We start from the raw sequence: 26,221 nt of genomic DNA on the forward strand, positions 1-26,221 counted from the left end.
GCCTCTCGAATCACAAGCGTGGGCCAAGCCAGAGCGCTCTCACAACTGAGTGTAAGAGGGTTCAGCCATGTTGTCTTCTGTTGGAATCGACACTGCCAAAGCCACTTTAGAGATCTGCATCAAACCTCAGAAAATCCGCTTCGAAGTGGCCAACAACTCCGCAGGCTTCGAGGCGTTGCTTGAGCGTCTGAAGGACTTCAATATCAGCCGAGTGCTGATCGAAGCGACAGGCGGCTACGAGAAAGATGTGTTGATCGCCCTGGCCTCAGCAGGACTGGAAACCATCTGCATCAACCCAGCCCGTGCCCGGAAATTCGCCGATGCCATGGGTAAAAAAGCCAAAACCGACAAGATCGACGCCGAAGTCCTTGCGGACTTCGCTGCACACCTCAGCGTTCCTCAAAGCCAACCGATCAGCCCGGAACGCGAAGAGCTGCGCGAGTTGGTGAAGCAGCGCGCCCAATTTGTGCAGAGCCGTGATGACGACAAACGGCGTCGCCTGCAATGCCGCTCGGCAATGGCGATGGCCCACTTTGATGAGCACATAGAACACCTGAAAGTGCTGATCAAACGCCTCGACGAAGAAATTGACCAGGCGATGGTGCAACTGGACGATACCAGGGCGCGTCAGTTATTGGCAGTGACCGGAATCGGTCGAGTAACCGCCGCAAATCTGCTCGCCTCACTGCCTGAACTGGGGCAGTTGGACCGCCGTCAGATCGCCGCTCTGGTGGGCGTAGCGCCTTACAACAACGATAGTGGTAGCCATCGAGGGCACCGCCAGATATGGGGTGGTCGGGCCCATGTAAGGCGAGTGCTGTACATGTCGAGCTGGATCATCATCCGTCACAACACAGAATTTAAAGCACGCTACGAAGCACTTCGGGCACGTGGCAAGTGCGCCAAGGTGGCACTCGTAGCTTGCATGCGGGTGCTGATCGTCAGGCTGAATGCAATGCTGCGGGACAATACCCCTTGGCGAGTGCAAACAGCCTGATCAAGACAGTTGCTCCCACAGTGGTCCTGTGTAGACATTCCCTGTGGGAGCTGGCCTTGCCAGCGATGGCCTGCAAAGCAGGCCCAATAAAAAACCCCGCCAATTGGCGGGGCTTTTTTTCACGCTAAGTCAGCTTACGCTTGAACAACCGGGATCTTGGCGTTCGCAGCCGCTTCACGGAACTCGGCGATCTGGTCGAAGCTCAGGTAGCGGTAAACGTCGGCAGCCATGCTGTCGATGTTCTTCGCGTACTCCATGTACTCTTCGACGGTTGGCAGCTTGCCCAGGATCGAGGCAACAGCGGCCAGCTCGGCAGACGCCAGGTAGACGTTGGCACCATCACCCAGACGGTTCGGGAAGTTACGGGTCGAAGTCGACACAACGGTCGAGTTCGCTGCAACACGTGCCTGGTTACCCATGCACAGCGAGCAGCCCGGCATTTCCATGCGCGCGCCAGCCTTGCCGTAGATGCCGTAGTAGCCTTCTTCGGTCAGCTGGTGAGCGTCCATCTTGGTTGGCGGCGACAGCCACAGACGGGTCGGGATCGAGCCTTTGACCTTGTCCAGCAGCTTGCCGGCAGCGCGGAAGTGACCAATGTTGGTCATGCACGAACCGATGAACACTTCGTCGATCTTCTCGCCCTGTACGGAGGAGAGCAGACGGGCGTCGTCCGGGTCGTTCGGGGCGCAGAGCACAGGCTCTTTGACGTCGGCCAGGTCGATCTCGATGATCTCGGCGTATTCGGCGTCCTTGTCGGCAGCCAGCAGCTGCGGGTTGGCCAGCCAGGCTTCCATCGCTTGGGCGCGACGTTCCATGGTGCGGGCATCGCCGTAGCCTTCGCTGATCATCCAGCGCAGCAGGGTGATGTTCGACTTCAGGTACTCGGCAACGGCTTTTTCTGGCAGCTTGATGGTGCAACCGGCAGCCGAACGTTCAGCCGAGGCGTCGGACAGTTCGAACGCTTGCTCGACGGTCAGCTCGTCCAGGCCTTCGATTTCCAGGATGCGGCCGGAGAAGGCGTTGATCTTGCCTTTCTTCTCGACGGTCAGCAGGCCTTTCTGGATGCCGTAGTAAGGGATGGCGTGGACCAGGTCACGCAGGGTGATGCCGGGTTGCAGTTTGCCCTTGAAGCGCACCAGTACCGACTCCGGCATGTCCAGCGGCATGACGCCGGTGGCAGCGGCGAAGGCGACCAGGCCGGAACCGGCCGGGAACGAGATGCCGATCGGGAAGCGGGTGTGCGAGTCACCACCGGTACCGACGGTGTCCGGCAGCAGCATCCGGTTCAGCCAGCTGTGGATGATGCCGTCGCCTGGACGCAGGGACACGCCGCCACGGGTGCGGATGAAATCCGGCAGGGTGTGGTGGGTGGTGACGTCGATCGGCTTTGGATAGGCCGCGGTGTGGCAGAACGACTGCATGACCAGGTCGGCGGAGAAGCCCAGGCACGCCAGGTCTTTCAGCTCGTCGCGGGTCATCGGGCCAGTGGTGTCCTGGGAGCCGACGGTGGTCATCTTCGGTTCGCAGTAGGTGCCTGGACGCACGCCTTTGCCTTCCGGCAGGCCGCAGGCTTTACCGACCATCTTCTGTGCCAGGGTGTAGCCCTTGCCGGTGTCGACAGGTGCTTCAGGCAGCTTGAACAGGTCGGTTGGGCCCAGGCCCAGCTCGGCACGGGCTTTCTCGGTCAGGCCACGGCCGACGATCAGCGGGATACGGCCGCCAGCGCGGACTTCGTCGAGCAGCACCGGGGTCTTCAGTTCGAAGGTGGTGATGACGTCTTCGGTGCCGTGCTTGCAGACTTTGCCGGCGTGCGGGTAGACGTCGATGACGTCGCCCATGTTCAGGTTCGACACGTCGAACTCGATCGGCAGGGCGCCGGCGTCTTCCATGGTGTTGTAGAAGATCGGGGCGATTTTCGAGCCGAAGCAGAAGCCGCCAGCACGCTTGTTCGGTACGTACGGGATGTCGTCGCCGAAGAACCACAGTACCGAGTTGGTCGCGGACTTACGCGAAGAACCGGTACCGACCACGTCACCGACGTAGGCAACCGGGAAGCCCTTGGCTTTGACTTCTTCGATCTGCTTGAGCGGGCCGATGGCGCCTTGTTGCTCAGGCACGATGCCGTCACGGGCCATTTTCAGCATGGCCAGGGCGTGCAGCGGGATGTCAGGGCGCGACCAGGCGTCCGGGGCAGGGGACAGGTCGTCGGTGTTGGTTTCGCCAGGGACCTTGAACACGGTCAGGCTGTACTTGTCAGCGATGGCTGGCTTGCTGGTGAACCACTCACCGGCGGCCCAGGAATCCAGCACGGCCTTGGCGTGGGCATTGCCCGCCTTGGCTTTTTCGGCGACGTCGTGGAACGCATCGAACATCAGCAGGGTGTGCTTGAGCTGTTCGGCGGCGACAGGGGCCAGTTCGGCGTTGTCCAGCAGCTCGACCATGGTGGCGATGTTGTAGCCGCCCTGCATGGTGCCCAGCAGCTCAACGGCGCGCTTCTTGTCGATCAGCGGGGAGTTGGCTTCGCCTTTGGCGACGGCGGAAAGGAAACCGGCCTTGACGTAGGCGGCTTCGTCCACTCCTGGTGGAACGCGGTTGGTGATCAGGTCGACGAGGACTGCTTCTTCGCCAGCAGGGGGATTCTTCAGCAGCTCGACCAGGCCTGCGGTTTGTTCGGCGTTAAGCGGCTGGGGCACGATACCCTGGGCGGCACGCTCTTCGATGTGTTTGCGGTAGGCTTCAAGCACAGTTATTACCCTCATCAGTGGTCCCAAATGGGTGTCCGGGACGCTCATCCAGAAATTCCGGCACCCGTGCGCAATACGGCTTCTTGGGCCGCGTAGCCAGGGTTGCAGGAAATCCTTACAGAAGCTGCTTTCAAAGTTTTACGCCTGTAGAATGGAGGCTGATGAGGGCTGGCGCGGGACATGCGCTTGACGAATATCCCGGGCCAACGCCGTTCTACCGGATGAACTGTGCTCGTGACGCTTTGAAAACAGCTTCTAACGGACATTGCTGCCTTAAAAAGGCCGGGTGATTCTACGGTAAAAAGTCGATAAAGGTAAGGCGCGCTGGATGACTTTAGCGGGTGACCCTCGTTAGACAAAGGGCTAACATGGCAGCCTGTTCCACCGCCAAACTGTCGATTTTTTCATGTCCAATCATTCAATTAAAACGCCTTGTGTCGGCCTCTGCTCCACGGTTTACGGGGACTTGGTGTGCCGTGGCTGCAAGCGTTTTCACCATGAAGTGATCAACTGGAACGGCTACAACGAAGACGAAAAGCGTGCGGTGTGGCTGCGCCTGGAGCAATTGCTGGTGCAGGTCATGGTGGCCAAACTTGAAGTCTTTGATGCCACGCGCCTGCGCGAGCAACTGGAGCTGCGCAAGATCCGCTTCGTGCCGCACCAGTCCGAATATTGCTGGGCGTATCAACTGATTGCCCGCGGGGCGCGGGTGATCCGTGAGCTGGAGGCTTACGGCATGGTGTTGTTGCCGGAGTTTCGTGACTGGGAACTGCCCGAGTTGCGCGATGCCATTGATCGGGAATTCTTCTTGCTGTCGGAAGCCCATTACCAGCGCTATATCGCGCCGGGGTTTCTCAAGGATGCCTTGGGCTAAAAGCCGGGGCTGCTTTGCAGCCCATCGCTGGCAAGCCAGCTCCCACAAGATCAGTGCATGCAGTCCCTGTGGGAGCTGGCTTGCCAGCGATGAGGCCCTCAGCTTCTGGCCAGTTCCGTCAGGTGCACCTTAACTTCCTCGGTCTTGAGCACCAGCACATCGCACTCCAGCGCATCCAGCACCACCTCGGCGGTGTTGCCGATCAGCGCGCCGGAAATCCCGGTACGGGCCACGGTACCGATCACCGTCACCACCGCGTCGTACTTGCTCGCCGTATAGGGGATCAGCACATCCGCCGGGCCTTCGGCGACATGCAGGTGCTCATCGCTGATGTCGAACTCGGCCTGGAACGCCGCGCATTCCTCGCGGTACTTGCGTTCGATGGTGTCCTTGAGCTGGTACACCGGGTCTGCCGCTGACAGCATCGGCGACGGATGGGCGCTGATCACATGCAGCTCGCCCTTGGCCAGGCTGGTAATGGCGTAGCCATGGTCGATGATGCTGGTGTGCAGCAGGCGATGGGCCTCGTCGTGGTTGCCGACATCCACCGCGGCGAGGATCACTCCGCCAGTCCACGGCCGCTCGGTCTTGACCATCAGCACCGCGCACGGGCACTGGCGCAGCAGCTTCCAGTCGCTGGGGGTGAGCAGGGCGCGCTTGAGCGGGTTGTCCGGGCGATGTTCCTTGATCACCAGCTCGCAGCCTTCGGCCTGCTGCACGTCGATGATCGACTCGTGCAGGGAGTCGTGCCAGGCCTGCTCATGGGTCACGTTATCGTAGCCGTCATCATGCAGCTGGCTGGCCAGCAGGCTGAGCAGCGCGCTGTGGTCCTGTCTCTTGTCGCACATCAGCAGGTGCAGGCGCGCGCCGGTGACCCCGGCGATCAGTTTGGCCCGGGTCAGCGCCCGGCTGTGCGCGTGTTCGGGATCAAGTACCACCAGGATGCTGCGTACTTCTAGCATGAGCGTGAACTCCCTTCATAAATGGCGGCCAATGCCTGACTATAGTCGGCGCCAACTGCAATGGGCGTTGATATGTATCAAGCATAGTTCACTGGTGATCGGCGCTGCTGCCGGTATAATCGCCGGTCTTGCCGTTTGCCCTGCCTGTTTGTGAGCCTATGTCCCTTATTCCCGAAATCGAAGCCTTCCTTGGTTGCCGTACCCCTGACGCCTGGGTCCAGGCGGCGCTTGCCGACCAGGAGACCCTGCTGATCGATCACAAGAACTGCGAGTTCAAGGCCGCCAGCACCGCGCTGAGCTTGATGGCCAAGTACAACACGCACCTGGACCTGATCAACATGATGTCGCGCCTGGCCCGTGAAGAGCTGGTGCACCACGAGCAGGTGCTGCGCCTGATGAAACGGCGCAAGATTGCCCTGCGTCCGTTGTCGGCCGGGCGCTATGCCTCGGGCCTGCGCCGGGTGGTGCGGACCCATGAGCCGGTGAAACTGGTGGACACCCTGGTCGTCGGTGCCTTTATTGAAGCGCGCAGTTGCGAGCGCTTTGCCGCACTGGTGCCGCACCTGGACGAAGAGCTGGGCAAGTTCTATCACGGCCTGCTCAACAGCGAGGCGCGGCATTACCAGGGTTACCTGAAGCTCGCCCATCAGTACGGTGATGCGGCGGATATCGAACGGGTGGTGGAGAAGGTCAGGGCGGTCGAGGCCGAACTGATCAGCAGCCCGGATGAAGAGTTTCGCTTTCACAGTGGCGTGCCTGCCTGATTAATCACTTCTTTTGAATGCCTGATCGCGGGGCAAGCCCGCTCCCACACTGTGGGAGCGGGCTTGCCCCGCGATTGCCTTCTATCGCCAAAATAATAAGCAAGCTAATTAATGCCTTGACGTTAGCTGCCTAAGCAGTAACATTGTGTAACTTACTGCCTAAGCAGGTATCTCCGTCCATGCAGCATTACACCCCGGAAAACTTCCAGAACTGCACCCTCGGCATGCTTCTGGGCCGCGCCGCGCTGGTCAAAGACCGCATCATCGACAGCCACATGCAGCCCTACGGCGTTACCGCTGCGCAGTTCAAGGTGCTGATCATCGTCGCCCAGTACGGCGTCGACACCCCGGCCGAGCTGTGTCGCTACCTGTCGGTAGACAGCGGTTCGATGACGCGCATGCTCGACCGTCTCGAACAGAAAGACCTGATCATCCGCCGCCGTTGCCCTGACGACCGTCGGCAAATTCGTCTGGAACTGAGCGAGGACGGCCAGAAGCTCGCCGACCAGCTGCCGCAGATCGGCGCAGCAGCGATGAACGAGCTGGTGGGCGTGCTCGAGCCGAGCGAGCTGGCTACCCTCGAAGCCATCCTGACCAAGGTGCTGCTGGCTTCCGGCGACACCCTGACGGCCATGCGTGTAGGTGCCAAATGAGCGCCAGACCCTTGCGTGCCGGCCTGAGCCTGCTGGTGCTGGCCCTGACCCTGGCCGGTTGCGCCAGCTACCGTGGCCTGCACACCGAAGCCAGCAGCATTAACGCTGCAGGGTTGAACGCCGCGCAGACCCTGAGCGGCATCAATCTGTCGCCTGCCGCCTGGCCGAAAAGCGACTGGTGGACCCAGTTGGGCGATCCACAGCTCGACGGCCTGATCCGTGAAGCCCTGCAAGACAGCCCTGATATGCAGATCGCCAGCGCCCGTGCCCACCAGGCCAGCGCCGCGGCCTATGCTGCCGATGCTGCACGCATGCCGACCCTGGATGCCGAGGCCAGCGTCAGCCGTTCGCGCCTGGCTCGCGACCAGGACCCGAGCGGGCAGGGCGGCAGCTACTCGACCCTGCGCAGCCTCGGTGTCGACTTCAATTACACCTTCGACCTCTGGGGTGGCCAGCGTGATGCCTGGGAAGCTGCCCTGGGCGAAGCCCGCGCCGCCGAGATCGACCGCCAGGCCGCGAGCCTGACCCTCGCTGCCGATGTCGCCCGCGCCTACAGCCAGCTGGGCCAGGCCTATATCGTCCATGACCTGACCCAGGACGACCTCAAGCGCACCCGGCAGATGCTCGAACTGGGCCAGCGCCGCCTGGCCTCGGGCATCGACAGTACCTACCAGTACCAGCAGACCGAAAGCCTGGCGGCCAGCTCCGAAGAGCAGGCGATCAACGCCGGGAAACAACTGCGCAGCGCCCAGATCGCCCTGGCGGTACTGCTTGGCAAAGGCCCGGATCGCGGTGGCCAGATCAGCCGCCCGGCCGTGCTCAAGCCTGGCGCCGTGGCCTTGCCTTCAGCCTTGCCGGCCGAGCTGCTCGGGCGTCGCCCGGACCTGGTGGCCGCACGCTGGCGGGTCGAGGCGGCAAGCAAGGAGATCGACGCCAGCAAGACCCGCTTCTACCCCAACCTCAACCTCAGTGCCGCCGCTGGCACCCAGGCGCTGTTGGGCGATGCGATCTTCGGTGCGCCGAGCCGCTTCTTCAATATTGCCCCGGCGGTGTCGCTGCCGATCTTCGATGGAGGCCGCCTGCGCGCCGACCTCGATGCCCGCGACGCCGACTACGACCTGGCCGTGGCCCAGTACAACAAACGCCTGGTCAGTGCCCTCGGCGAGGTCAGCGACAGCATTGACCAGTTGCATGCCCTGGGCCGGCAGATCGTCGCCAAGCAGCACGCCACCGACATCGCCCAGCAGTCCTATGACACGGTGATGCAGCGCTACGGCTCCGGCATCGGCAACTACCTCGATGTACTCAGCGTCGAGCAGCAGCTGCTCCAGGCCCAGCGCCAACTGGCCGAGCTCAATGCCGAACAGATCGACATGTCGATCCAGCTGATGCAAGCCCTGGGTGGTGGTTTCCAGGGCGACACCCAGGCAGCCGCGCTGCCTTCGACTTCACGTATTCACTAAGCCAAGGAATTAGCAATGGCCACTACTTCTTCTGCGGATGACACCACGCAGGACCTCGACAACCAGCGCAAGCGCAAGACCTGGCTGCTGGCCCTTGCGCTGCTGATCGTCGTCGCTGGCGGCGCGGTCTGGGCCTGGCACGAGCTCTACGGGCGCTGGAGCGAAGAGACCGACGATGCCTATGTAAACGGCAACGTGGTGGAAATCACTCCGCTGGTTACCGGCACCGTAGTCAGCATCGGCGCTGACGATGGCGACCTGGTCCACGAAGGCCAGGTGCTGCTCGAATTCGACCCCAGCGATGCCGAGGTCGGCCTGCAGGCCGCCGAAGCCAAGTTGGCCCGCGCCGTACGCCAGGTGCGCGGCTTGTACAGCAATGTCGACGGCATGAAAGCCCAGGTGGCGGCGCGTCAGGCCGAGCTGAGCAAGGCCCAGGAAAACTTCAATCGACGCAAGACCCTCGCCGCCGGCGGGGCCATCTCCCAGGAGGAGCTGTCCCACGCCCGTGACGACCTGTCATCGGCGCAGAGTGCGCTGAGCAATGCCAGGCAGCAACTCAACACCACTACTGCGCTGGTCGATGACACCGTGGTGTCGTCGCACCCCGAGGTGATGGCCGCTGCCGCTGAACTGCGCCAGGCCTATCTGAACAACGCCCGCACCACCCTGGTGGCGCCGGTCACGGGCTACGTGGCCAAGCGCACCGTGCAACTGGGCCAGCGCCTGCAGCCGGGCACCGCGACCATGGCGGTGATCCCCCTGGACCAGCTGTGGATCGACGCCAACTTCAAGGAAACCCAGCTGCGCAACATGCGCATTGGCCAGCCTGTGGATATTGTTGCCGACCTGTACGGCAGCGACGTCAAGTACAGCGGCACCATCGACAGCCTCGGCGCCGGTACCGGCAGCGCCTTCGCCCTGCTGCCGGCGCAGAACGCTACCGGCAACTGGATCAAGATCGTCCAGCGGGTGCCGGTGCGCATCCATATCAATGCCGAACAACTGGCCAAGCACCCGCTGCGCATCGGCCTGTCGACCCAGGTCGAGGTCGACCTGCACGACCAGAGTGGCCCGGTCCTGGCCCAGCAGCCGCCGCAGAAGGCTTCGTTCGCCACCCAGGTGTACGACCGTCAGCTGGTCGAGGCCGATACCCTGATCAGCAAGCTGATCCATGACAACAGTGCAGGCTCCAGCAAGACGGCGCAGCGATGAGCGGCAATCAGGCTTCCTTTACACCGCCGAGCCTGTTGCTGACCACCATCGGCCTGTCGCTGGCGACCTTTATGCAGGTGCTCGACACCACCATCGCCAACGTGGCGTTGCCGACCATTTCCGGCAACCTCGGCGTGAGTTCGGAGCAGGGCACCTGGGTCATCACCTCGTTTGCGGTGAGCAATGCCATTGCCTTGCCGCTGACCGGCTGGCTGAGCCGGCGCTTCGGTGAGGTCAAGCTGTTCATCTGGGCCACGCTGCTGTTCGTGCTGGCCTCGTTCCTGTGCGGCATCGCCCAGTCGATGCCTGAGCTGGTCGGCTTTCGCGTGCTCCAGGGGATTGTTGCCGGGCCTCTTTATCCGATGACCCAGACCCTGCTGATCGCGGTCTATCCGCCGGCGAAACGTGGCATGGCACTCGCGCTATTGGCGATGGTCACGGTGGTGGCGCCGATTGCCGGGCCGATTCTCGGTGGCTGGATCACCGACAGCTACAGCTGGCCGTGGATTTTCTTCATCAACGTGCCGATCGGCCTGTTCGCGGCTGTCGTGGTGCGCCAGCAGATGCGCAGCCGCCCGGTCAGCACCAGCCGTCAGCCGATGGACTATATCGGCCTGTTGAGCCTGATCATCGGCGTCGGGGCCTTGCAGATCGTGCTGGACAAGGGCAATGACCTGGACTGGTTCGAGTCGAATTTCATCGTCATCGGCAGCCTGATCTCGGTGGTGTTCCTGGCGGTGTTCATCATCTGGGAACTGACCGACAAGCACCCGGTGGTCAACCTGCGCCTGTTCGTGCACCGCAACTTTCGCATCGGCACCATCGTGCTGGTCGGCGGTTATGCCGGGTTCTTCGGCATCAACCTGATCCTGCCGCAGTGGCTGCAGACGCAGATGGGCTACACCGCCACCTGGGCGGGCCTGGCGGTGGCGCCGATCGGCCTGTTGCCGGTGCTGATGTCGCCGTTTGTCGGCAAGTACGCGCACAAGTTCGACCTGCGCTTGCTGGCGGGGCTGGCATTCCTGGCGATTGGCACCAGTTGCTTCATGCGCGCCGGCTTTACCAACGAAGTCGACTTTCAGCACATCGCCCTGGTGCAGTTGTTCATGGGTATCGGCGTGGCGCTGTTCTTCATGCCGACCCTGAGCATCCTGCTTTCCGACCTGCCGCCGCACCAGATTGCCGATGGCTCGGGGCTGGCGACTTTCCTGCGGACCCTGGGCGGCAGTTTTGCCGCGTCGCTGACTACCTGGATCTGGATTCGCCGGGCGGACCAGCATCATGCCTACCTCAGCGAGAACATCAGCACCTTTGATCCGGCCACCCGTGAGGCGCTGAACCAGCTGGGCGGGGCGAACGGGCAGTCGTATGCGCAGCTGGAGCGAATGCTCAGCAGTCAGGCGTACATGATGTCGACGGTGGATTACTTCACCCTGATGGGCTGGATTTTCGCTGGCCTGGTTCTGCTGGTATGGCTGGCCAAGCCGCCGTTCGCGGCCAAGGCCGGGCCGGCGTCGGCGGGGCATTGAAGTAAAAGCATCGCCGGCAAGGCCGGCTCCCACAGGAACTGTATGCACAGGCCCCTTGTGGGAGCTGGCCTTGCCAGCGATAAGGCCCGCAGGGCCTTCAATCAGGGAAAAGCAAAAGGCTGCAACTGAAACCCTTGCTCATCCACCTGCAACGCCCAGCCTTGCCGGTCCCAATCTCCCAGCACGATACGCCGCGCCGGTTGATCGCCGACCACCAGCTTGTGAATCGCCGGGCGATGGGTATGGCCATGCACCAGGGTGCGCACGCCGAACTGCTGCATGATCCGCGGCACTTCCTCCGCGGTCACATCGACAATGTCGTTGGCCTTCATCCGCGTCTGCGCTCGGCTTTCGCTGCGCAGCTTGCGCGCAAGCTTCTGGCGGGTGCTCAGCGGCAGGTGCCGGAGAATCCACAGGCTCAGCGGATTGCGCAGGTAACGGCGCATTTTCATGTAGGCCAGGTCGCGGGTGCACAGGCTGTCGCCGTGCATCAGCAACACCGGCTCACCGCCCATCTCGACCACGCTGGGGTCAGCCAGCAGGGTGCAGCCCGCGGCCTTGCAAAAGGCCTGGCCAAGCAGGAAGTCGCGGTTACCGTGCATCAGGAAGACCTGCGTGCCGCTGTCGCTCAAGGCGCGCAGGGCTTGGCAAATCGAAGTCTGGAAGGGCGTCATGGCGTCGTCGCCGATCCACGCCTCGAAGAAATCACCGAGGATGTACAGCGCCTCGGCGTGCCGCGCACGACCGTCGAGCAGATCAACAAACGCCCGGGTAATGTCCGGGCGTTCTTCTTGCAGGTGCAGATCAGAGATCAGCAGTATCACTCAATGATCTCGGCTTTCTCGATGATCACGTCGTCCTTCGGCACGTCCTGGTGACCGGACTTGGAACCGGTGGCAACGGCTTTGATCTTGTCGACAACGTCGGTGCCTTCGGTAACTTTACCGAACACTGCATAGCCCCAACCCTGCACGTTCTTGCCGCTGTGGTTGAGGAAGCTGTTGTCGGCGACGTTGATGAAGAACTGTGCCGAAGCCGAATGCGGCTCCATGGTGCGGGCCATGGCAATGGTGTACTTGTCGTTGCTCAGACCGTTGTCGGCTTCGTTCTGGATGCTTGGACGCTTGTCTTTCTTCTCTTTCATGCCTGGCTCGAAACCGCCGCCCTGGATCATGAAGTTACCAATGACGCGGTGGAATACAGTGTTGCTGTAGTGGCCAGCGTTAACGTATTCGATGAAGTTGGCCACGGTGATCGGGGCTTTCTCGGCGTTCAGTTCGATGACGATGTCGCCGTGATTGGTAGTCAATTTGACTTGGGTCATGCTCAAATTCTCGCTATTCAAGGCATTGGAAAATAGTTCGCGCAGTATCGCGATACACACCTGACGCACAGTCTACAGCCCGCGATACGTGGTTCGCGGCAGTTTTTTTGCATTCGCCGGCGAATATCGCGCCAGTTTGTCGGCGCGATGCTGTCGGCAGCTCGACCGCTTCGGCTATGATAAGCGCTTTGATTCAGTCGGCCTACCCAGGCCGTGCACCCCGTATTCAAGGATCCTATGAGCAAGCCCACTGCCGACACCGCTCCCAACGCCGCTGCCAAAGGCGCTCCCGCCATCCCTGCGAACTTCCTGCGTCCGATCGTGCAGGCAGACCTGGACTCGGGCAAGCACAGCAGCATCGTCACCCGTTTCCCGCCAGAGCCCAACGGTTACCTGCACATCGGCCATGCCAAGTCGATCTGCGTGAACTTCGGCCTGGCCCAGGAATTCGGCGGGGCCTGTCACCTGCGTTTCGATGACACCAACCCGGCCAAAGAGGACCAGGAGTACATCGACGCGATCCAGAGCGACATCAAGTGGCTGGGCTTCGAGTGGACCGGCCCGGTGCGCTACGCTTCGCAATACTTCGACCAGCTGCACGACTGGGCGGTCGAGCTGATCAAGGCCGGCAAGGCCTATGTTTGCGACCTGACCCCGGAACAGGCCAAGGAATACCGTGGCAACCTGACCACGCCTGGCAAGAACAGCCCGTTCCGCGAGCGTTCGGTTGACGAGAACCTCGACCTGTTCGCGCGCATGAAAGCCGGCGAGTTCAAGGACGGCGAGCGCGTGCTGCGGGCCAAGATCGACATGGCCTCGCCGAACATGAACCTGCGCGACCCGATCCTCTACCGCATCCGTCATGCCCACCATCACCAGACCGGTGACGCGTGGTGCATCTATCCGAACTACGACTTCACCCACGGTCAGTCGGACGCCATCGAAGGCATCACCCACTCGATCTGCACCCTCGAATTCGAAGGCCATCGCCCGCTGTACGAATGGTTCCTCGACAACCTGCCGGTGCCGGCCAAGCCGCGCCAGTACGAGTTCAGCCGCCTGAACCTGAACTACACCATCACCAGCAAGCGCAAGCTCAAGCAACTGGTCGACGAGCAGCACGTCAACGGCTGGGACGACCCGCGCATGTCGACCCTGTCGGGCTTCCGCCGCCGTGGTTACACCCCGGCGTCGATCCGCAACTTCTGCGAAATGGTCGGCACCAACCGCTCCGACGGCGTGGTCGACATGTCGATGCTCGAATTCAGCATCCGTGACGACCTCGACCGCACTGCGCCACGCGCCATGTGCGTGCTGCGCCCGCTGAAAGTGGTCATTACCAACTACCCTGAAGGCCAGGTCGAGAACCTCGAACTGCCGCGCCACCCGAAAGAAGACATGGGCGTGCGCGCGCTGCCATTCGCCCGCGAGATCTACATCGACCGCGACGACTTCATGGAAGAGCCGCCAAAGGGCTACAAGCGCCTGGAGCCGGCCGGTGAAGTGCGCCTGCGCGGCAGCTACGTGATCCGCGCCGACGAGGCGATCAAGGACGCCGACGGCAACATCGTCGAGCTGCGCTGCTCGTACGACCCGGACACCCTGGGCAAGAACCCCGAGGGCCGCAAGGTCAAGGGCGTGATCCACTGGGTGCCGGCCGACGCCAGCGTCGAATGCGAAGTGCGTCTGTACGACCGCCTGTTCCGCTCGGCCAACCCCGAGAAGACCGAAGATGGCGGCAACTTCCTTGACAACATCAATCCTGATTCGCTGCAGGTGCTGACCGGTTGTCGTGCGGAACCTTCCCTGGGCCAGGCCCAGCCAGAAGACCGCTTCCAGTTCGAGCGCGAAGGCTACTTCAGCGCCGACCTGAAAGACTCCCAGCCGGGTCGCCCGGTGTTCAACCGCACCGTGACCCTGCGCGATTCGTGGGGCAGCTAAGGAACTCTTGTGCTTACCATCTACAACACGCTCAGCAAGACCAAGGAAGTCTTCAAACCGCTTGAAGGCAACAAGGTACGGATGTACGTCTGCGGCATGACCGTCTACGACTTCTGCCACCTGGGCCACGGGCGCAGCATGGTCGCCTTCGACCTGGTGACCCGCTGGCTGCGTTACAGCGGCTACGACCTGACCTACGTGCGCAACATCACCGACATCGATGACAAGATCATCAACCGGGCCAACGAGAACGGCGAATCCTTCGACGCCCTGACCGCCCGCATGATCGACGCGATGCACGAAGACGAGCGCCGCCTGAACATCCTGCCGCCGGACCAGGAGCCGCGTGCCACCGACCATATCGCCGGCATGCACGCGATGATCCAGACCCTGATCGACAAAGCGTATGCCTACGCGCCGGGCAACGGCGACGTGTACTACCGGGTCGGCAAGTTCGTCGGCTACGGCAAGCTGTCGCGCAAGAAGATCGAAGACCTGCGCATCGGTGCCCGCATCGAGGTCGACGAAGCCAAGCAGGACCCGCTCGACTTCGTCCTCTGGAAGGGCGTCAAGCCGGGCGAGCCGAGCTGGGAGTCGCCCTGGGGTCCGGGCCGTCCGGGCTGGCACATCGAGTGCTCGGTGATGTCCACCTGCTGCCTGGGCGAGAGCTTCGACATCCACGGCGGTGGCAACGACCTGGAGTTCCCGCACCACGAGAACGAAATCGCCCAGAGCGAGGCCGCGACCGGCAAGCAGTACGCCAACTCGTGGATGCACTGCGGCATGATTCGCATCAATGGCGAGAAGATGTCCAAGTCCTTGAACAACTTCTTCACCATTCGCGACGTGCTCGACAAGTATCACCCGGAGGTGGTGCGCTACCTGCTGGTGTCGAGCCACTACCGCAGCTCGATCAACTACTCCGAAGACAGCCTGCGTGAGTCCAAGGGTGCCCTGGAGCGTTTCTACCACGCCCTGCGCGGCCTGCCGCGAGTGGCGGCCAAGGGTGGCGAAGAGTACGTCGAGCGCTTCACGGCGGCGATGAACGACGATTTCGGCACCCCCGAAGCCTGCGCCGTGCTGTTCGACCTGGTGCGCGAGATCAACCGCCTGCGCGAGAGCGATCCACAGGCCGCTGCTGGCCTGGCCGGTCGTCTGCGCGAGCTGGGTGATCTGCTGGGTGTGCTGCAACTGGAAGCTGATGACTTCCTGCGTGCCGGTGCCGAAGGCAAGGTCGATGCCGCCGAGGTTGAAGCCTTGATCCAGGCGCGCCTGCAAGCGCGTGCCGACAAGAACTGGGCCGAATCCGACCGTATCCGCGACCAGCTGACCGCCATGGGCGTGGTGCTGGAAGACGGCAAGGGCGGCACGACCTGGCGCTTGGCTGACTGATCGGCGGGGCTTTCATCGCTGGCAAGCCAGCTCCCACAGGACCCGTGGGAGCTGGCTTGCCAGCGATGAGGCCCTAACGTCTACAGTGCAACACCAGTTTCGCCCCACCCAGCTCACTCCCTCCCACCTCCAGCTCAAAGCCATGCAGGTCGACGATCGCCGCAACGATCGACAACCCCAGCCCGAACCCCGGGTGGCGCTGGCCTTCCTCGCTGCGATAAAAGCGCTTCAACACCGCCCCACGCTCGTTCTCGGGAATCCCCGGGCCGCTGTCGTGCACCTCGATATGCACACCCTTGGCATCGCTCAGCGCCCGCATCAGCACCTGGCCCTGCTCTGGCGTGAACTTGATGGCATTGCCCACCAGGTTGGCCAGTGCCTCGAACAGCAGCTCGCGGTCGCCATGCAGCGCCGGTAGCTGTTCGGGCATCTCCAGGGTCAGGTCGATCTCGCCGTCTTCGGCCAGGGGCAGGTAGAAGTCATGCAGTTCCTGCAGCAGCCCGTGGGGGTCAAGCTCGACGAAGCCTGCACGGCGCTGGCGGTCTTCCAGTTCACTAATGCGCAGCAAGCCGCGAAAACGCGCCATCAAGGTGTCGGTTTCGCCAATCGCCTGCTCCAGCGCTTCGGCCTGCGGCGAGTCATCGCCGGCCTGCTGGCGAATGCGGTAGAGCTGGGCGCGCAGGCGGGTCAGCGGGGTACGCAGGTCGTGGGCGATGTTGTCGCACACGCCTTTGACTTCATGCATCAGGCGCTCGATGCGATCGAGCATGGCGTTGACGATGGCCGCCAGCATGTCCAGTTCGTCGCGCCGCGCCGACAGCGGCAGGCGCCGGGTCAGGTCGCCGGCAACGATCTGCTCGGCGCTGGCCTGGATCGCGCGGATACGCTTGAGCGGCCTGCGGCGCAGCAGGTACCAGCCGGCGATGCCGGGGATGATGGTCAGCGACAGGCCCCAGAGCAGCGCGTGGAGGATGATCCGGGTGACCACGAACAGCGAGCCGTTGTCGCGCACCAGCAGCAGCCAGCGGCCATCGCGGACCTTGATCGCCACCGCATCGCAGCTGTCGCGGGGCAGGTGCGGGTCGTCGGCGTCCAGGCAACGGCTCAGTTCATGAATCTTGCCATCCAGGCCCAGCTCGGGCGGCACCTGGCGGATCTGCCCGCCGAGCGGATTGAACTGCCCGTCGAACAGGCCATAGGCATCGAAACTGCGCTCCTCAAAGGCCTGGCTGGCAATCAATGCATCATCGAGCTGCTTGCCGCTCATGTGCGCGAACAGGTGCTGGCGCTGCAGCAAGGAATGGCGGGTGAGCTTGTTCAGGTAGCCCGAGACCTCGAAGTACAGCACCCCCATGAGGATGCTGCTCCAGGCCACGAACAGGAAGCTGTACAGCGCCAGCAGGCGGCTGGTGGACGAGCTCCAGCCCTTAGACGGGTTCGGCAATGGCATAGCCCGAGCCCCGCACGGTGCGAATCAGCGGAGTCTGGCCAGCGGCGTCGATCTTCTTGCGCAAGCGTCCGATGTGCACGTCGATCAGGTTGGTGCCCGGGTCGAAGTGATAGCCCCAGACCTCCTCGAAAATCATCATCCGGGTAATCACCTGACCGGCATGACGCATGAGGAATTCCAGCAGCTTGTACTCGGTGGGCAGCAGGTTGAGGGTCTGCTCGCCGCGCTTGGCCTCGTGGCTGATCAGGTCCAGTTCAAGGTCGGCGACTTGCAGGCGGGTCTGTGCCAGGGGCACGCTGTTACGCCGCAGCAGCACCTCGACGCGGGCGGCCATTTCATCGGAGGCGAACGGTTTGGTCAGGTAGTCATCACCGCCGGCGCGCAGGCCGCGGACCCGTTCGTCGACATCCGACAGGGCGCTGATCATCAGGATTGGCGTGGCGATCTTCAGGGTGCGCAGGGTCGTGACGATGGTCAGGCCGTCGACCTCCGGGAGCATCCGGTCCAGGGTGATCAGGTCGTAGCCGCCGGCAATGGCCTTGGCCAGGCCTTCACGGCCGTTGTCGGCCCATTCCACTTCCAGGCCATGGCTGGAAAGTTCGGCGACGATTTCCTGGGCGGTGACAGCGTCGTCTTCGATAGTCAGTACGCGGGGCATGCTTTTACCTGGGCGGCGGGTAGAGACTTGATTGTGCCAAAGAATAGGCGGTGCCCGGGTTAAAGAAAAATTCATCTAGGAGAGGGACCACAATGGGCCGGCCTGCACCGACCCCTGTGGGAGCCGGCGTTGCCGGCGATGGGCCGCAACGCGGCCCCTGTTGCAGGTCAGGCGACTTTCACAACCCAGCCCGCCGGGCCTTCGATGTCGCCGCTCTGGATGCCGGTCAGCTCGTTGTAGAGCTTCTGGGTGACCGGGCCGACTTCGCTTTCGCTGTAGAACACGTGCAGCTTGTCGCCGTACTGGATGCCGCCGATCGGGGTGATCACCGCGGCGGTACCGCAGGCGCCAGCCTCGACGAAGCGGTCCAGGTTGTTGATCAGCACGTCGCCTTCGATGACCTTCAGGCCCAGGCGCGATTGCGCCAGTTCCATCAGCGACAGGCGGGTGATGCCCGGCAGCACGGAAGCGGACTTCGGCGTGATGAACTCGTTGTTGGCGGTGATACCAAAGAAGTTGGCCGAGCCGACTTCCTCGATCTTGGTGTGGGTCAGCGGGTCAAGGTAGATGCAGTCGGCAAAGCCGGCTTGCTTGGCCTTGTAGCCCGGTTGCAGGCTGGCCGCGTAGTTGCCGCCCACCTTGGCAGCGCCGGTGCCTTGTGGCGCGGCGCGGTCGTAGTCGGAGATCAGGAACTTGTGCGGGGTCATGCCGCCCTTGAAGTACGAGCCGACCGGGATGGCGAAGATCGAGAAGATGAACTCCGGCGCGGTCCGCACGCCAATGTTGTCACCCACGCCGATGACGAACGGTCGCAGGTACAGCGCACCCTTGCCGTACGGCGGAATGAAACGCTCGTTGGCCTTGACCACCTGCTTGCAGGCGTCGATGAACTGTTCGGTCGGCACCTGCGGCATCAGCAGGCGGTCGCAGCTGCGCTGCATGCGCAGGGCGTTCTGGTCCGGGCGGAACAGGTTGATCGAGCCGTCCTTGCAGCGGTAGGCTTTCATCCCCTCGAAGCATTGCTGGCCATAATGCAGCGCGGTCGAGCCTTCGCTGATGTGCAGCTGGTTGTCTTCGGTCAGGGTGCCCTTGTCCCACTCGCCGTTACGGAAATAGGACAGGTAGCGCTTGTCGGTCTTGATGTAGTCGAAGCCCAGCTTGTCCCAGTTAATGCTTTCGTTACTCATGGCACCCTCGATTCGGTTGCAGATGCCTGCTCTGGCAGGCGGTTCTTATTGCGCACTTGGCCACGATAATACATCCCGTGCAGATCGGGAACGCCCAGTCATAGATTGGACCTTGGTCGCAGGGAAAATCTTTGCCGCTGCCTGGCGCGACAGGCATTGACCGTTCCACAGTCCGGGCGCATTATCGAAGCATGAAGCTTTGCCTGCTGACCTCGTCGCGTACCACTACCACCGCTATACGCGGGGCGGGTACGGCTGCTTAACCTTAGGCAGCAGGTAAACCAAGGCCCCGCCAGCAATGGACGGGGCCTTGTCTTTTCTCCGTCCGGGCTGGCCAATCACGGAGAGATGAAGATGCACGCAAAACGCGCACTGCTGGTCCTGGATATGCAGGTGGGTTTGTTCCATGGCCCCGAACAGCCCTGGCAGGGTGAGCAGGTGTTGAACAGGGTCAACACCCTGATCGCTGCCGCCCACGCCGCCCACGCCCCCGTTTTTGCGGTTCGCCACACCGGCCCCGAGGGGTCGCCAATTGCCGCAGGCAGCCCCGCGTGGCAACTGTTGCCCGCGCTGGCGGTCGATCCTGCACGCGACATCGTGTTCGACAAGGCCCGCCCCAGCGCCTTCTTTGCCACGTCGCTGGCGGACCAGTTACGAGAGGCCGCCATTGATGAGCTGGTCATCGTCGGCCTCAAGACCCAGTACTGCGTCGACACCAACTGCCGGGTTGCCCGTGAACTGGGCTTCAACGTGGTACTGGTCAGCGATGCCCACACCTGCATGGACACGCCCGGCTTGCCGGCCGAGGCGATCATCGCCCACCACAACCTGACCCTGGGCGGCGCCTTTACCAGCCTGCAATCAACGGCGGATGTGCAGTTCTGAGCCTTCGCCCAACTGCAGGTAGCCGTCCAGCGCCAGTTGCTGCATGAACACCCGGTCATGGGACGCCACCAGCAAGGTCCCGCGATACTGGCGCAGCATGGCTTCCAGGGCGGCGAGGGAGGGCAGGTCGAGGTGGTTGCTCGGCTCGTCGAGCAATAACAACTGGACCGGGGTGTCGCGGTACAGCACCCCGGCCAGTGTTGCCTTGAGCCGTTCGCCGCCGCTGAGCACGCCGCTGGGCAAGGTGACGCGCTCAGCGCCCAGGCCCAGTTGCGCCAGGCGGGTGCGCAGGAGGCTCTCATCCGGATTGCCGGTGGCGCTGCGCAGGTAATCGAGCACCGATTGTTCGGCGGGCAGCAGGCTGCAGTGCTGGTCGAGCAAGGCGGCTTCCCCGCGTACCTCACACTGGCCTGCGGCTGGTGCCAATTGACTCGCCAGCACCTTGAGCAAGGTTGATTTGCCGCTGCCATTGGCACCGCTCAGGCCCACGCGTTCACCGCTGTACAGGCGGGCATTGAGCGGGCCTTGGCGGGCGAAGGGCAACTGCAGGTCCGTGAGCACCACCACCTGGCTGCCAATCGGCTGCTGTGGCGCGGGCGCATGGATCACGATCGGGCTGCAAGTTTCAACCTGCTGTGCAGCGTCGCGCACCTGTGCGTTCAGGGCCTGGCGCGCCACCTGATGGTCACGTTGCTGCTTGCCGGCGGTGCTCTCGCTGCGCTCCTGCTTGCGGTCGAGGAGGATCTTCGCCTGATTGGCCGAGCGCGCCGCCTTGCTGGCCCGCGACTGCTGGCGCTCCAGGCGCTCGCGCTGTTGTTGCAGTTCGCGGGCCTGGCGTTGGCGTTCGAGCTTGAGGCGTTCGAGCGTGCGTTCGGCCTGCCCGGTCTGCTCGACTTTACGCTCGGCATAGAAGCTGTAATTGCCGCCGTAGCTGCTCAGGCCCAGGGGCGAGAGTTCGACGATGCGCTCCATGCGTTCAAGCAGTGCGCGGTCATGGCTGATCACCAGCAGGCCCTTGTTCCAGCCCTCGAGCAGGGTCATCAGTGTCTCGCGGCTGGCGGCGTCCAGATGGTTGCTGGGTTCGTCGAGGATCAGGTAATCGGCATCACCGATAAAGGCCCCGAGCAGCGCCACGCGCATGGCCTGGCCGCCGCTCAGAACAGCTGCGCGGTGCTCCCAGCTCAGTTGCGCCAGACCATGCTGATCAAGCTGCGCCTGCAGGCGTTCGCGGACGTCCCAGCGCTCGCCGACGGTATCGAAGTCGGCGGCTTGGCTGCTGCCGGCCTCGATGCGCAGCAGGGCATCGACCACCTCGCGCACCTGGGCCAGATCTGCCACCGTGGTATTGGCAGCGGTGGGATGCTGACCCACATAGTGCACCCGGCCGCCGCGCAGGCAGCGTCCTTCGCTGGGCTGCAACCGCCCGGCCAATATCTGCGCCAGCAGCGACTTGCCCACGCCATTGCGCCCGACCAGGCCGGTGCGGCGCTGGTCGAACGTCTCGACAAGATCGGAAAACAACAACCTGCCATCCGGCAAGGCCAGGGTGACGCTGTCCAGCGTCAGGATCGACGTATTCGTCATGGAATGCTCCATAAAATGCCCGCGACGTCCCCCGGGAAAGGGGCTGAAGACTGGCCGTCGCAAAGACGGCGGCATTAATGGCGCATTGGACGAATACCTCGGGGAGATGGGTGAAGGGGACAGCTTAGGGCGCAGAGCGCTGCAGGTAAAGAACCATTCAGTCCAGGTGGTCAAACCTGCGGCGCCTGAAGAATAAACTGGAGCCGGAACTCAAGATGAGCAATGACACTAGCCAGATGTCCAGCCCGTACCAGTACTTGTCAGGAAAGGCGAAGAGACCATAAGTACCGGCCCCCCAAAGCGAAATCCCCAGCCACTTTCTGACCGGGTAGGGTTTCAGGCAGTGGTCTACCACTGACATCAGGATCATTACGTAGCACAGTTGTGTAATTGCAGACATGGCGTATGCCCTGCTCAGGCCCAGAGGTCGGGATTGAATCGGTGACGTCTGAAGAACAGCTCCAGCCCGCCGACAACGGCAAAGAGTGAAACGAGGTGCAAGTCAAAGCCAAGCCAATGGCTTTCGGTCAACGTTAATCTGCCCAGCAAGCCGCCACCCAGGAACGTCAGGCCGAGCCATTTTCGCGGCCTGTACGGCTTGATCAGACGATCTATCAGGATGAAAAACGCCAGGACGAGGAAGAGTTGATTGGACTCTGACATGGTCTTTTCAGCCTTGACTCTCGTAGATGGAGAAGATGGCAAAGGCCCCAACTAGAAAATATTCACTCATTCGTCAGGTTGAAACTTGCGGCGTCCGATGATCAGCGTCGTGCCTGCGCAGAATACGAGCAAAGGCACTAGGAACAGATCCCTAGCCTCCCAATAGGTGCCACCTGGTTTAAACAGTAAAGTGATGCCGGCAGCGCATAGGGAAAGTCCTAGCCATTTACGAATTAAATAGGGTTTCAGGCAGTGATCCAGAAATGCGATCAGGATCAACGCGTAACATAGTTGCGTAACTTCAGACATGATGTGTGCTCTGCTCAGGCATCCTCTTCGTGGCGGTTGCGCCTGAAGAACAACTCAAGGCCTCCGACAATTGAAAAAAGCGAAACCAGATACAGGTCAAAACCGCCCCAGTAACTTTTTTCGCTCAGCGTGACTCTACCCAGCAGACCTCCCAGCAAGAACGTTAAACTTAGCCATTTTCGTAGTTTGGAGGGTTTGAGCAGGCGCTCAATCAGTGCGAAGAAGACGAAGGCGATAAAAAATTGACCGAATTCCGACATGTGTTTTCAGCCTTGATTCTTGATGATCGTCGAAACGCTTGACTGCTGAGTGCCGATGCCGCCACTGACAGATGCCTGGATACTGATGATTACGTCACCAGCGTGGTGAGTCGGGAGTCTGCGCTTAGCCAAGTAAGCGGTTATTGCAGTAACGGCTGTTCCGACGATCGCCTTTGTAAGCAGGCCGACAGGCCCCCCTGCAGTGCTGCCGACAGTACCGGAAGTATATGTTCTCTGGTCGTTCAACTTATCGGCTTGACGCCGATTAAGCGGCTGGGAAATAGCGACTTTCATCTCACAGACACGCTTGCCGGCCTGCATTCTGTCGTAGAGCGCCACCAGCATTGTATTGACTTGGTAGTGCGCTCCCTTCGCCTCGCTGATATACAACTCGCGCAGCCGTGCGCGATCATCCGGCATGACCACGAGTTGCGAAACGTGGAAAACGATGCCGAAGTTTCCGGCGTACTCATAGGTTTTTTCGATCTGCACAACAACCTTCCCTGTGTAATGCAGACGCGCCACGCGCACCTCATCGACATGCAGGGAAAGATGCCCAAATCAACTTCGGGCGTATGTCGTACTACTCCGACATGAAGGTAGGACCGATCCCAAATTAGCGATCAGCCCTTACAAAGCCTCAGCCAACCTGCTCAAACCGACGGCGCTTGAGGAACAGTCCGACCCCCAGGGCAACGGCGAAGATCGACAGCAACCCCAGGTCCGCCCCCAGCAGGCGGGTCTGGCTCGCCGCTACGCAGCCGACCGCACCCACCGCCACCAGCGCGACCCCCAGCCACTTGCGCAGCGGGTAGGGCTTGAGAAAGCGATCGAGCAAAAAGAACAGCACCAGGGCCAAAACCAGCTGGGTAATCTCGGACATGTGCGGCTCCACTCAGGTCTTGATGATCAGGGTCGAGATAGTGCTCTGCGGGCCGATGCCGCCGTTGACCCGCGCTTCAATGCTGACCAGCACGTCGCCGGCATGGTAGGTGGGCAGGATTTCGTTGGCGTACATGCGCACACCGGCGCCTACAGGCACACCGACATAAGGGGAGGCGACGGAACTGGTGGCGCCGGCGAAGGCCGAGGCGGCGAGGTTGGCGATCTTGGTGCGCTGGGCGTTAAGCACGTCGCCCTGCTGGCGGGTCAGCGGCTTGGAGATGCCGATCATCATGGTGCACGGCAGGTTCTTGGCCAGCATCTTGTCGTAGACCTCGACAACCTTGCTGTTAACCTCGTAGTGGGCGCTTTTCGCTTCGCCAAAATGCAGCTCGCGCAGGCGCCCGCGTTCGCTGTCGGTGAGGGTGATCTGCGAGACGTTGAAGACGATCCCGTGTTGGCCCATGTATTGGAAAGTCCCTTCGAACTTCATTGCACGCATCCTTTCGAGGCAAAGGCGGCGATTTTGTACAAGGTTCGCCGCGTGTGCAAATCATTCCGTCGGCAGTTGTGATCAACTCGTGGCTTCGAAAGCCGGGTGATAGCTGACCTGGGCCTGTGGCCACCGGCTGGTGTAGCTCCGGGCCTGGAAATACTCGGGCGGTACACCGGGCAATACCAGCTCCGGGCGCACAACAAAGCCGAAGCGCCCGTAGTAGCCAGGATCGCCCAGTACCACGCAGCCGGCAGCGCCCAACGCTTGCAGGGCCTGCAGCGCCGCGTGCATCAACTGGCTGCCGATGCCCTGGCCGTGGCGCTCGGGCGCCACCGAGATCGGGCCCAGGCCATACCAGCCGGTAGAACCGTCGGACAGGCTCACCGGCGACAAGGCCACATGGCCGATGATGTGCCCGGCCTCTTCGGCCACCAGCGACACCGACAACTGCCCGGCGCGGCGCAGGGCGTTGACGATGAAATGCTCTGTGTGGCTCGAGTGTGGCGCGTGCGCAAAGGCGGCAGCGGTCAGTAGTTCGATGGCCGGGCAGTCGGCCAGGGTTTCGGGGCGCAGGATCATGGCGTTCTCGGGGTTTGAACCAGTATTGGCGACAAGGCGGCGGGTGTCTTCGTCAATCAGCGCGCGCAGGTTCTGGAAGAGTGGGCTGGCGTTGGTGTATTTGCGACCGTAACCCAGATTGAAGGCGTAGTCGAAGTCGCTCGGGTTATCGCCCTGGGTGTGTTGCAGCAGGGTCTCCAGCTTGTCGAGGGCCTTGACTGCAAGGGCTTCCTCGCTGCTGGCATGCTCGTACTCTTCCCATAAGGCGAGGATTTCGGCTTGTATTGGAGCATCCAGTGAACGGGTCAGCTCCAGCAGGTCGGCGCGCTCCTGTTCGCTCTTATCCGGGTGGTCAGCCTGGCTGACCGCGGGGATGTCGCCGTGCAGGGCTTCGCCCAGGTCGTGAATGACGCAGAGCTTGAGCACCTTGAGCATATCCAGCGCGGGCAACTGGTCGGCGAAGACGATGGCCATCAGGCACAGGCGCCAGCTGTGTTCGGCGGTGCTTTCCGGGCGGCCACTGGAGGTATGGGCGCTGCGCAATACATCCTTGAGTTTCTCGGCCTCGCGCAGGAATGCCAGGCGGCCCGTGAGGGTGGTGCTACTCATGGGGTTGTCGATCCAGGTGGTGGGCATGGGGCAAAGCCTAGGAGGGCGAGGGCCAAACGTCCATGGATAAAGAATCCGTGGGGTATCAGAGGGTTTCCACCAGCCGCGCGGCGCTGCCGTCGGAGAGGGTGATGCGGGTCCAGCGGCACAGGCTCTGGGTGATGGGGACGAGCGCCGAGTCATTGCAGCCGCTGGCGAATTCCAGCGCTGGCGGGGCGAGTACCTCGCGCCAGCCGAGACTGTCGAGGGCCGCCTCCTTGCTGATGATTTCTGCGCTGCAATAGCGCCACAGCGAACGACCGAGCAGCTCGCTCAACGGGATGCTGAACTGCGCGGCGCGGGCCGGGGAGCAGGCCAGCAAGCGGTGGCTGAGGTCGCAGACCAGGTGCACGGGGCGTGGGCTGTCGTTGACCAGGCGGGCCAGGGCCTGTTCGGCAGGGGCGTCAAGGCGCGCGGCGAGCCGGGATTCGATCAGCGCGCGTTCGTTGGGCTCGATGGCCTGGCTGCCATTTTCCCGGCGCGAGACAGTCGATTGCGCCACGCCGAACAGCTGTGCGGCATGCGCTTGCTTGATGCGGTGCAGCAGGCGCCAGCGACGCAGGGCGACGCCGAGCTGAGCGGGTTGTAGCGGGGTATCGTGCATGGGCGAAGTTTGCCAGCCAAAGCGTGGGGGCTGCAAATCGGGGGGACAGCCTGCTTGACTGAGTCGCCTGGTTTGCGACCGCTTCGCGGTCGATCGCTGGCAAGCCAGCTCCCACAGGCAATGGTGCATGCCGACCCAATGTGGGAGCCGGCTTGCCGGCGATGGGCCGCGTCAGCGGCCCC

The 26,221-nt window shown here is 62.3% G+C and carries 26 protein-coding genes and 1 pseudogene; 10 read left to right on the forward strand and 17 right to left on the reverse strand.

Annotation, left to right across the window (positions count from 1 at the left end; all coding sequences use genetic code 11):
- Positions 1 to 67 precede the first annotated feature (67 nt).
- On the forward strand, positions 68 to 997 hold the full coding sequence (locus tag CCOS864_RS10295; RefSeq protein WP_115086194.1) for an IS110 family RNA-guided transposase: 930 nt from the start codon (positions 68 to 70) through the stop codon (positions 995 to 997).
- Positions 998 to 1,131: 134 nt separating this feature from the next.
- Here CCOS864_RS10295 and acnB read toward each other — a convergent pair whose 3' ends face one another.
- A complete protein-coding gene (gene acnB / locus CCOS864_RS10300) occupies positions 1,132 to 3,741 on the reverse strand; it encodes a bifunctional aconitate hydratase 2/2-methylisocitrate dehydratase (RefSeq protein ID WP_166675671.1) in 2,610 nt (869 codons plus the stop codon).
- A 406-nt stretch (positions 3,742 to 4,147) separates the two neighbouring features.
- On the opposite strand from acnB, the gene CCOS864_RS10305 reads away from it, so the two are divergent.
- Positions 4,148 to 4,615 (forward strand): DUF1289 domain-containing protein, encoded by a 468-nt coding sequence (locus tag CCOS864_RS10305; protein ID WP_115086196.1) that lies wholly within the window; start codon positions 4,148 to 4,150, stop codon positions 4,613 to 4,615.
- 98 nt (positions 4,616 to 4,713) lie between these two features.
- Here CCOS864_RS10305 and CCOS864_RS10310 read toward each other — a convergent pair whose 3' ends face one another.
- Complete coding sequence (locus tag CCOS864_RS10310) at positions 4,714 to 5,577, reverse strand: universal stress protein (RefSeq protein WP_115086197.1); 864 nt, start codon at positions 5,575 to 5,577, stop codon at positions 4,714 to 4,716.
- Positions 5,578 to 5,735: 158 nt separating this feature from the next.
- On the opposite strand from CCOS864_RS10310, the gene CCOS864_RS10315 reads away from it, so the two are divergent.
- The 5 genes from CCOS864_RS10315 (at position 5,736) to CCOS864_RS10335 (ending at position 11,198) form a co-directional block, all read left to right on the forward strand.
- Positions 5,736 to 6,341, forward strand: a complete 606-nt coding sequence (locus CCOS864_RS10315) for a MiaE family protein (protein ID WP_115086198.1) — start codon at positions 5,736 to 5,738, stop codon at positions 6,339 to 6,341.
- A 179-nt stretch (positions 6,342 to 6,520) separates the two neighbouring features.
- Complete coding sequence (locus CCOS864_RS10320; RefSeq protein WP_115086199.1) at positions 6,521 to 6,994, forward strand: MarR family winged helix-turn-helix transcriptional regulator; 474 nt, start codon at positions 6,521 to 6,523, stop codon at positions 6,992 to 6,994.
- Positions 6,991 to 8,457: an efflux transporter outer membrane subunit gene (locus CCOS864_RS10325; RefSeq protein WP_115086200.1), complete on the forward strand. Its 1,467-nt coding sequence runs from the start codon at positions 6,991 to 6,993 to the stop codon at positions 8,455 to 8,457. The genes CCOS864_RS10320 and CCOS864_RS10325 overlap by 4 nt, the downstream gene beginning before the upstream one ends.
- 15 nt (positions 8,458 to 8,472) lie before the next feature.
- The gene (locus tag CCOS864_RS10330) at positions 8,473 to 9,669 is read left to right on the forward strand and encodes an HlyD/EmrA/EmrK family protein (protein WP_115086201.1); all 1,197 of its coding nucleotides are present in this window, start codon (positions 8,473 to 8,475) and stop codon (positions 9,667 to 9,669) included.
- Positions 9,666 to 11,198: a DHA2 family efflux MFS transporter permease subunit gene (locus CCOS864_RS10335; RefSeq protein ID WP_115086202.1), complete on the forward strand. Its 1,533-nt coding sequence runs from the start codon at positions 9,666 to 9,668 to the stop codon at positions 11,196 to 11,198. Before CCOS864_RS10330 ends, CCOS864_RS10335 begins: the two co-directional genes overlap by 4 nt.
- Before the next feature lie 101 nt (positions 11,199 to 11,299).
- On the opposite strand, the gene lpxH is transcribed toward CCOS864_RS10335, so the two are convergent.
- Together lpxH and CCOS864_RS10345 are read right to left on the reverse strand one after the other, a co-directional pair.
- A complete protein-coding gene (lpxH, locus tag CCOS864_RS10340) occupies positions 11,300 to 12,022 on the reverse strand; it encodes a UDP-2,3-diacylglucosamine diphosphatase (protein WP_036996340.1) in 723 nt (240 codons plus the stop codon).
- On the reverse strand, positions 12,019 to 12,522 hold the full coding sequence (locus CCOS864_RS10345; RefSeq protein ID WP_115086203.1) for a peptidylprolyl isomerase: 504 nt from the start codon (positions 12,520 to 12,522) through the stop codon (positions 12,019 to 12,021). Before CCOS864_RS10345 ends, lpxH begins: the two co-directional genes overlap by 4 nt.
- Before the next feature lie 237 nt (positions 12,523 to 12,759).
- Here CCOS864_RS10345 and CCOS864_RS10350 point away from each other — a divergent pair, with 237 nt between their 5' ends.
- Entirely contained in the window at positions 12,760 to 14,463 is a 1,704-nt protein-coding gene (locus CCOS864_RS10350) for a glutamine--tRNA ligase/YqeY domain fusion protein (RefSeq protein ID WP_115086204.1), read from the forward strand.
- Between the two features lie 9 nt (positions 14,464 to 14,472).
- Entirely contained in the window at positions 14,473 to 15,855 is a 1,383-nt protein-coding gene (cysS, locus tag CCOS864_RS10355; RefSeq protein WP_115086205.1) for a cysteine--tRNA ligase, read from the forward strand.
- Positions 15,856 to 15,928: 73 nt separating this feature from the next.
- Here cysS and CCOS864_RS10360 read toward each other — a convergent pair whose 3' ends face one another.
- From CCOS864_RS10360 to CCOS864_RS10370, 3 genes are all read right to left on the reverse strand, one after another.
- Complete coding sequence (locus tag CCOS864_RS10360; RefSeq protein WP_115086206.1) at positions 15,929 to 17,305, reverse strand: sensor histidine kinase; 1,377 nt, start codon at positions 17,303 to 17,305, stop codon at positions 15,929 to 15,931.
- The gene (locus CCOS864_RS10365) at positions 17,283 to 17,963 is read right to left on the reverse strand and encodes a response regulator transcription factor (RefSeq protein ID WP_115086207.1); all 681 of its coding nucleotides are present in this window, start codon (positions 17,961 to 17,963) and stop codon (positions 17,283 to 17,285) included. Before CCOS864_RS10365 ends, CCOS864_RS10360 begins: the two co-directional genes overlap by 23 nt.
- 167 nt (positions 17,964 to 18,130) lie before the next feature.
- A complete protein-coding gene (locus tag CCOS864_RS10370; protein ID WP_115086208.1) occupies positions 18,131 to 19,150 on the reverse strand; it encodes a branched-chain amino acid aminotransferase in 1,020 nt (339 codons plus the stop codon).
- A 348-nt stretch (positions 19,151 to 19,498) separates the two neighbouring features.
- Here CCOS864_RS10370 and CCOS864_RS10375 point away from each other — a divergent pair, with 348 nt between their 5' ends.
- A complete protein-coding gene (locus CCOS864_RS10375) occupies positions 19,499 to 20,035 on the forward strand; it encodes a cysteine hydrolase family protein (RefSeq protein ID WP_115086209.1) in 537 nt (178 codons plus the stop codon).
- Here CCOS864_RS10375 and CCOS864_RS10380 read toward each other — a convergent pair.
- The 10 genes and pseudogenes from CCOS864_RS10380 to CCOS864_RS10420 form a co-directional block, all read right to left on the reverse strand.
- Positions 20,012 to 21,619, reverse strand: a complete 1,608-nt coding sequence (locus CCOS864_RS10380) for an ABC-F family ATP-binding cassette domain-containing protein (RefSeq protein WP_115086210.1) — start codon at positions 21,617 to 21,619, stop codon at positions 20,012 to 20,014. The two genes, CCOS864_RS10375 and CCOS864_RS10380, sit on opposite strands and share 24 nt — an antisense overlap.
- A gap of 414 nt (positions 21,620 to 22,033) precedes the next feature.
- The gene (locus CCOS864_RS10390; RefSeq protein ID WP_115086212.1) at positions 22,034 to 22,282 is read right to left on the reverse strand and encodes a hypothetical protein; all 249 of its coding nucleotides are present in this window, start codon (positions 22,280 to 22,282) and stop codon (positions 22,034 to 22,036) included.
- A gap of 66 nt (positions 22,283 to 22,348) precedes the next feature.
- Positions 22,349 to 22,591 carry a hypothetical protein gene (locus CCOS864_RS28025; protein WP_148708526.1) on the reverse strand — a complete coding sequence of 81 codons (243 nt, stop codon included), beginning with the start codon at positions 22,589 to 22,591 and terminating at the stop codon, positions 22,349 to 22,351.
- Between the two features lie 14 nt (positions 22,592 to 22,605).
- On the reverse strand, positions 22,606 to 22,851 hold the full coding sequence (locus tag CCOS864_RS10395; RefSeq protein ID WP_115086213.1) for a hypothetical protein: 246 nt from the start codon (positions 22,849 to 22,851) through the stop codon (positions 22,606 to 22,608).
- A 6-nt stretch (positions 22,852 to 22,857) separates the two neighbouring features.
- On the reverse strand, positions 22,858 to 23,376 hold the full coding sequence (locus tag CCOS864_RS10400) for a hypothetical protein (RefSeq protein WP_244211896.1): 519 nt from the start codon (positions 23,374 to 23,376) through the stop codon (positions 22,858 to 22,860).
- Positions 23,377 to 23,491: 115 nt separating this feature from the next.
- Positions 23,492 to 23,734, reverse strand: coding sequence for a hypothetical protein (locus tag CCOS864_RS10405; protein WP_115086214.1), 243 nt, complete (start codon positions 23,732 to 23,734; stop codon positions 23,492 to 23,494).
- A gap of 12 nt (positions 23,735 to 23,746) precedes the next feature.
- Complete coding sequence (locus tag CCOS864_RS10410) at positions 23,747 to 24,226, reverse strand: hypothetical protein (RefSeq protein ID WP_115086215.1); 480 nt, start codon at positions 24,224 to 24,226, stop codon at positions 23,747 to 23,749.
- A gap of 81 nt (positions 24,227 to 24,307) precedes the next feature.
- A complete protein-coding gene (locus CCOS864_RS28400; protein WP_233674668.1) occupies positions 24,308 to 24,808 on the reverse strand; it encodes a GNAT family N-acetyltransferase in 501 nt (166 codons plus the stop codon).
- A gap of 27 nt (positions 24,809 to 24,835) precedes the next feature.
- A pseudogene (locus CCOS864_RS28405) lies at positions 24,836 to 25,396 on the reverse strand (HD domain-containing protein); the annotation flags it as partial.
- An 85-nt stretch (positions 25,397 to 25,481) separates the two neighbouring features.
- Positions 25,482 to 26,039, reverse strand: coding sequence for a helix-turn-helix domain-containing protein (locus CCOS864_RS10420; protein WP_115086216.1), 558 nt, complete (start codon positions 26,037 to 26,039; stop codon positions 25,482 to 25,484).
- Positions 26,040 to 26,221: the final 182 nt, after the last annotated feature.

Source organism: Pseudomonas wadenswilerensis (genome assembly GCF_900497695.1).
Taxonomy (GTDB): Bacteria; Pseudomonadota; Gammaproteobacteria; order Pseudomonadales; family Pseudomonadaceae; genus Aquipseudomonas; species Aquipseudomonas wadenswilerensis.

Excerpts from the sequence above, each read along its gene's own strand:
- CCOS864_RS10405 (WP_115086214.1), bottom strand. The coding sequence starts at position 23,734 with ATGTCCGAGATTACCCAGCTGGTTTTGGCCCTGGTGCTGTTCTTTTTG.
- CCOS864_RS10295 (WP_115086194.1), top strand. The coding sequence starts at position 68 with ATGTTGTCTTCTGTTGGAATCGACACTGCCAAAGCCACTTTAGAGATC.
- CCOS864_RS10410 (WP_115086215.1), bottom strand. The coding sequence starts at position 24,226 with ATGAAGTTCGAAGGGACTTTCCAATACATGGGCCAACACGGGATCGTC.
- CCOS864_RS10420 (WP_115086216.1), bottom strand. The coding sequence starts at position 26,039 with ATGCACGATACCCCGCTACAACCCGCTCAGCTCGGCGTCGCCCTGCGT.
- CCOS864_RS10380 (WP_115086210.1), bottom strand. The coding sequence starts at position 21,619 with ATGACGAATACGTCGATCCTGACGCTGGACAGCGTCACCCTGGCCTTG.
- CCOS864_RS10390 (WP_115086212.1), bottom strand. The coding sequence starts at position 22,282 with ATGTCAGAGTCCAATCAACTCTTCCTCGTCCTGGCGTTTTTCATCCTG.
- CCOS864_RS10335 (WP_115086202.1), top strand. The coding sequence starts at position 9,666 with ATGAGCGGCAATCAGGCTTCCTTTACACCGCCGAGCCTGTTGCTGACC.
- CCOS864_RS10305 (WP_115086196.1), top strand. The coding sequence starts at position 4,148 with ATGTCCAATCATTCAATTAAAACGCCTTGTGTCGGCCTCTGCTCCACG.
- CCOS864_RS10365 (WP_115086207.1), bottom strand. The coding sequence starts at position 17,963 with ATGCCCCGCGTACTGACTATCGAAGACGACGCTGTCACCGCCCAGGAA.
- CCOS864_RS10395 (WP_115086213.1), bottom strand. The coding sequence starts at position 22,851 with ATGTCGGAATTCGGTCAATTTTTTATCGCCTTCGTCTTCTTCGCACTG.
- CCOS864_RS10350 (WP_115086204.1), top strand. The coding sequence starts at position 12,760 with ATGAGCAAGCCCACTGCCGACACCGCTCCCAACGCCGCTGCCAAAGGC.
- CCOS864_RS10370 (WP_115086208.1), bottom strand. The coding sequence starts at position 19,150 with ATGAGTAACGAAAGCATTAACTGGGACAAGCTGGGCTTCGACTACATC.
- CCOS864_RS10310 (WP_115086197.1), bottom strand. The coding sequence starts at position 5,577 with ATGCTAGAAGTACGCAGCATCCTGGTGGTACTTGATCCCGAACACGCG.
- CCOS864_RS10375 (WP_115086209.1), top strand. The coding sequence starts at position 19,499 with ATGAAGATGCACGCAAAACGCGCACTGCTGGTCCTGGATATGCAGGTG.
- CCOS864_RS10325 (WP_115086200.1), top strand. The coding sequence starts at position 6,991 with ATGAGCGCCAGACCCTTGCGTGCCGGCCTGAGCCTGCTGGTGCTGGCC.
- CCOS864_RS10345 (WP_115086203.1), bottom strand. The coding sequence starts at position 12,522 with ATGACCCAAGTCAAATTGACTACCAATCACGGCGACATCGTCATCGAA.
- CCOS864_RS10330 (WP_115086201.1), top strand. The coding sequence starts at position 8,473 with ATGGCCACTACTTCTTCTGCGGATGACACCACGCAGGACCTCGACAAC.
- CCOS864_RS10360 (WP_115086206.1), bottom strand. The coding sequence starts at position 17,305 with ATGCCATTGCCGAACCCGTCTAAGGGCTGGAGCTCGTCCACCAGCCGC.
- CCOS864_RS10315 (WP_115086198.1), top strand. The coding sequence starts at position 5,736 with ATGTCCCTTATTCCCGAAATCGAAGCCTTCCTTGGTTGCCGTACCCCT.
- CCOS864_RS10320 (WP_115086199.1), top strand. The coding sequence starts at position 6,521 with ATGCAGCATTACACCCCGGAAAACTTCCAGAACTGCACCCTCGGCATG.
- CCOS864_RS28025 (WP_148708526.1), bottom strand. The coding sequence starts at position 22,591 with ATGTCTGAAGTTACGCAACTATGTTACGCGTTGATCCTGATCGCATTT.
- CCOS864_RS28400 (WP_233674668.1), bottom strand. The coding sequence starts at position 24,808 with ATGATCCTGCGCCCCGAAACCCTGGCCGACTGCCCGGCCATCGAACTA.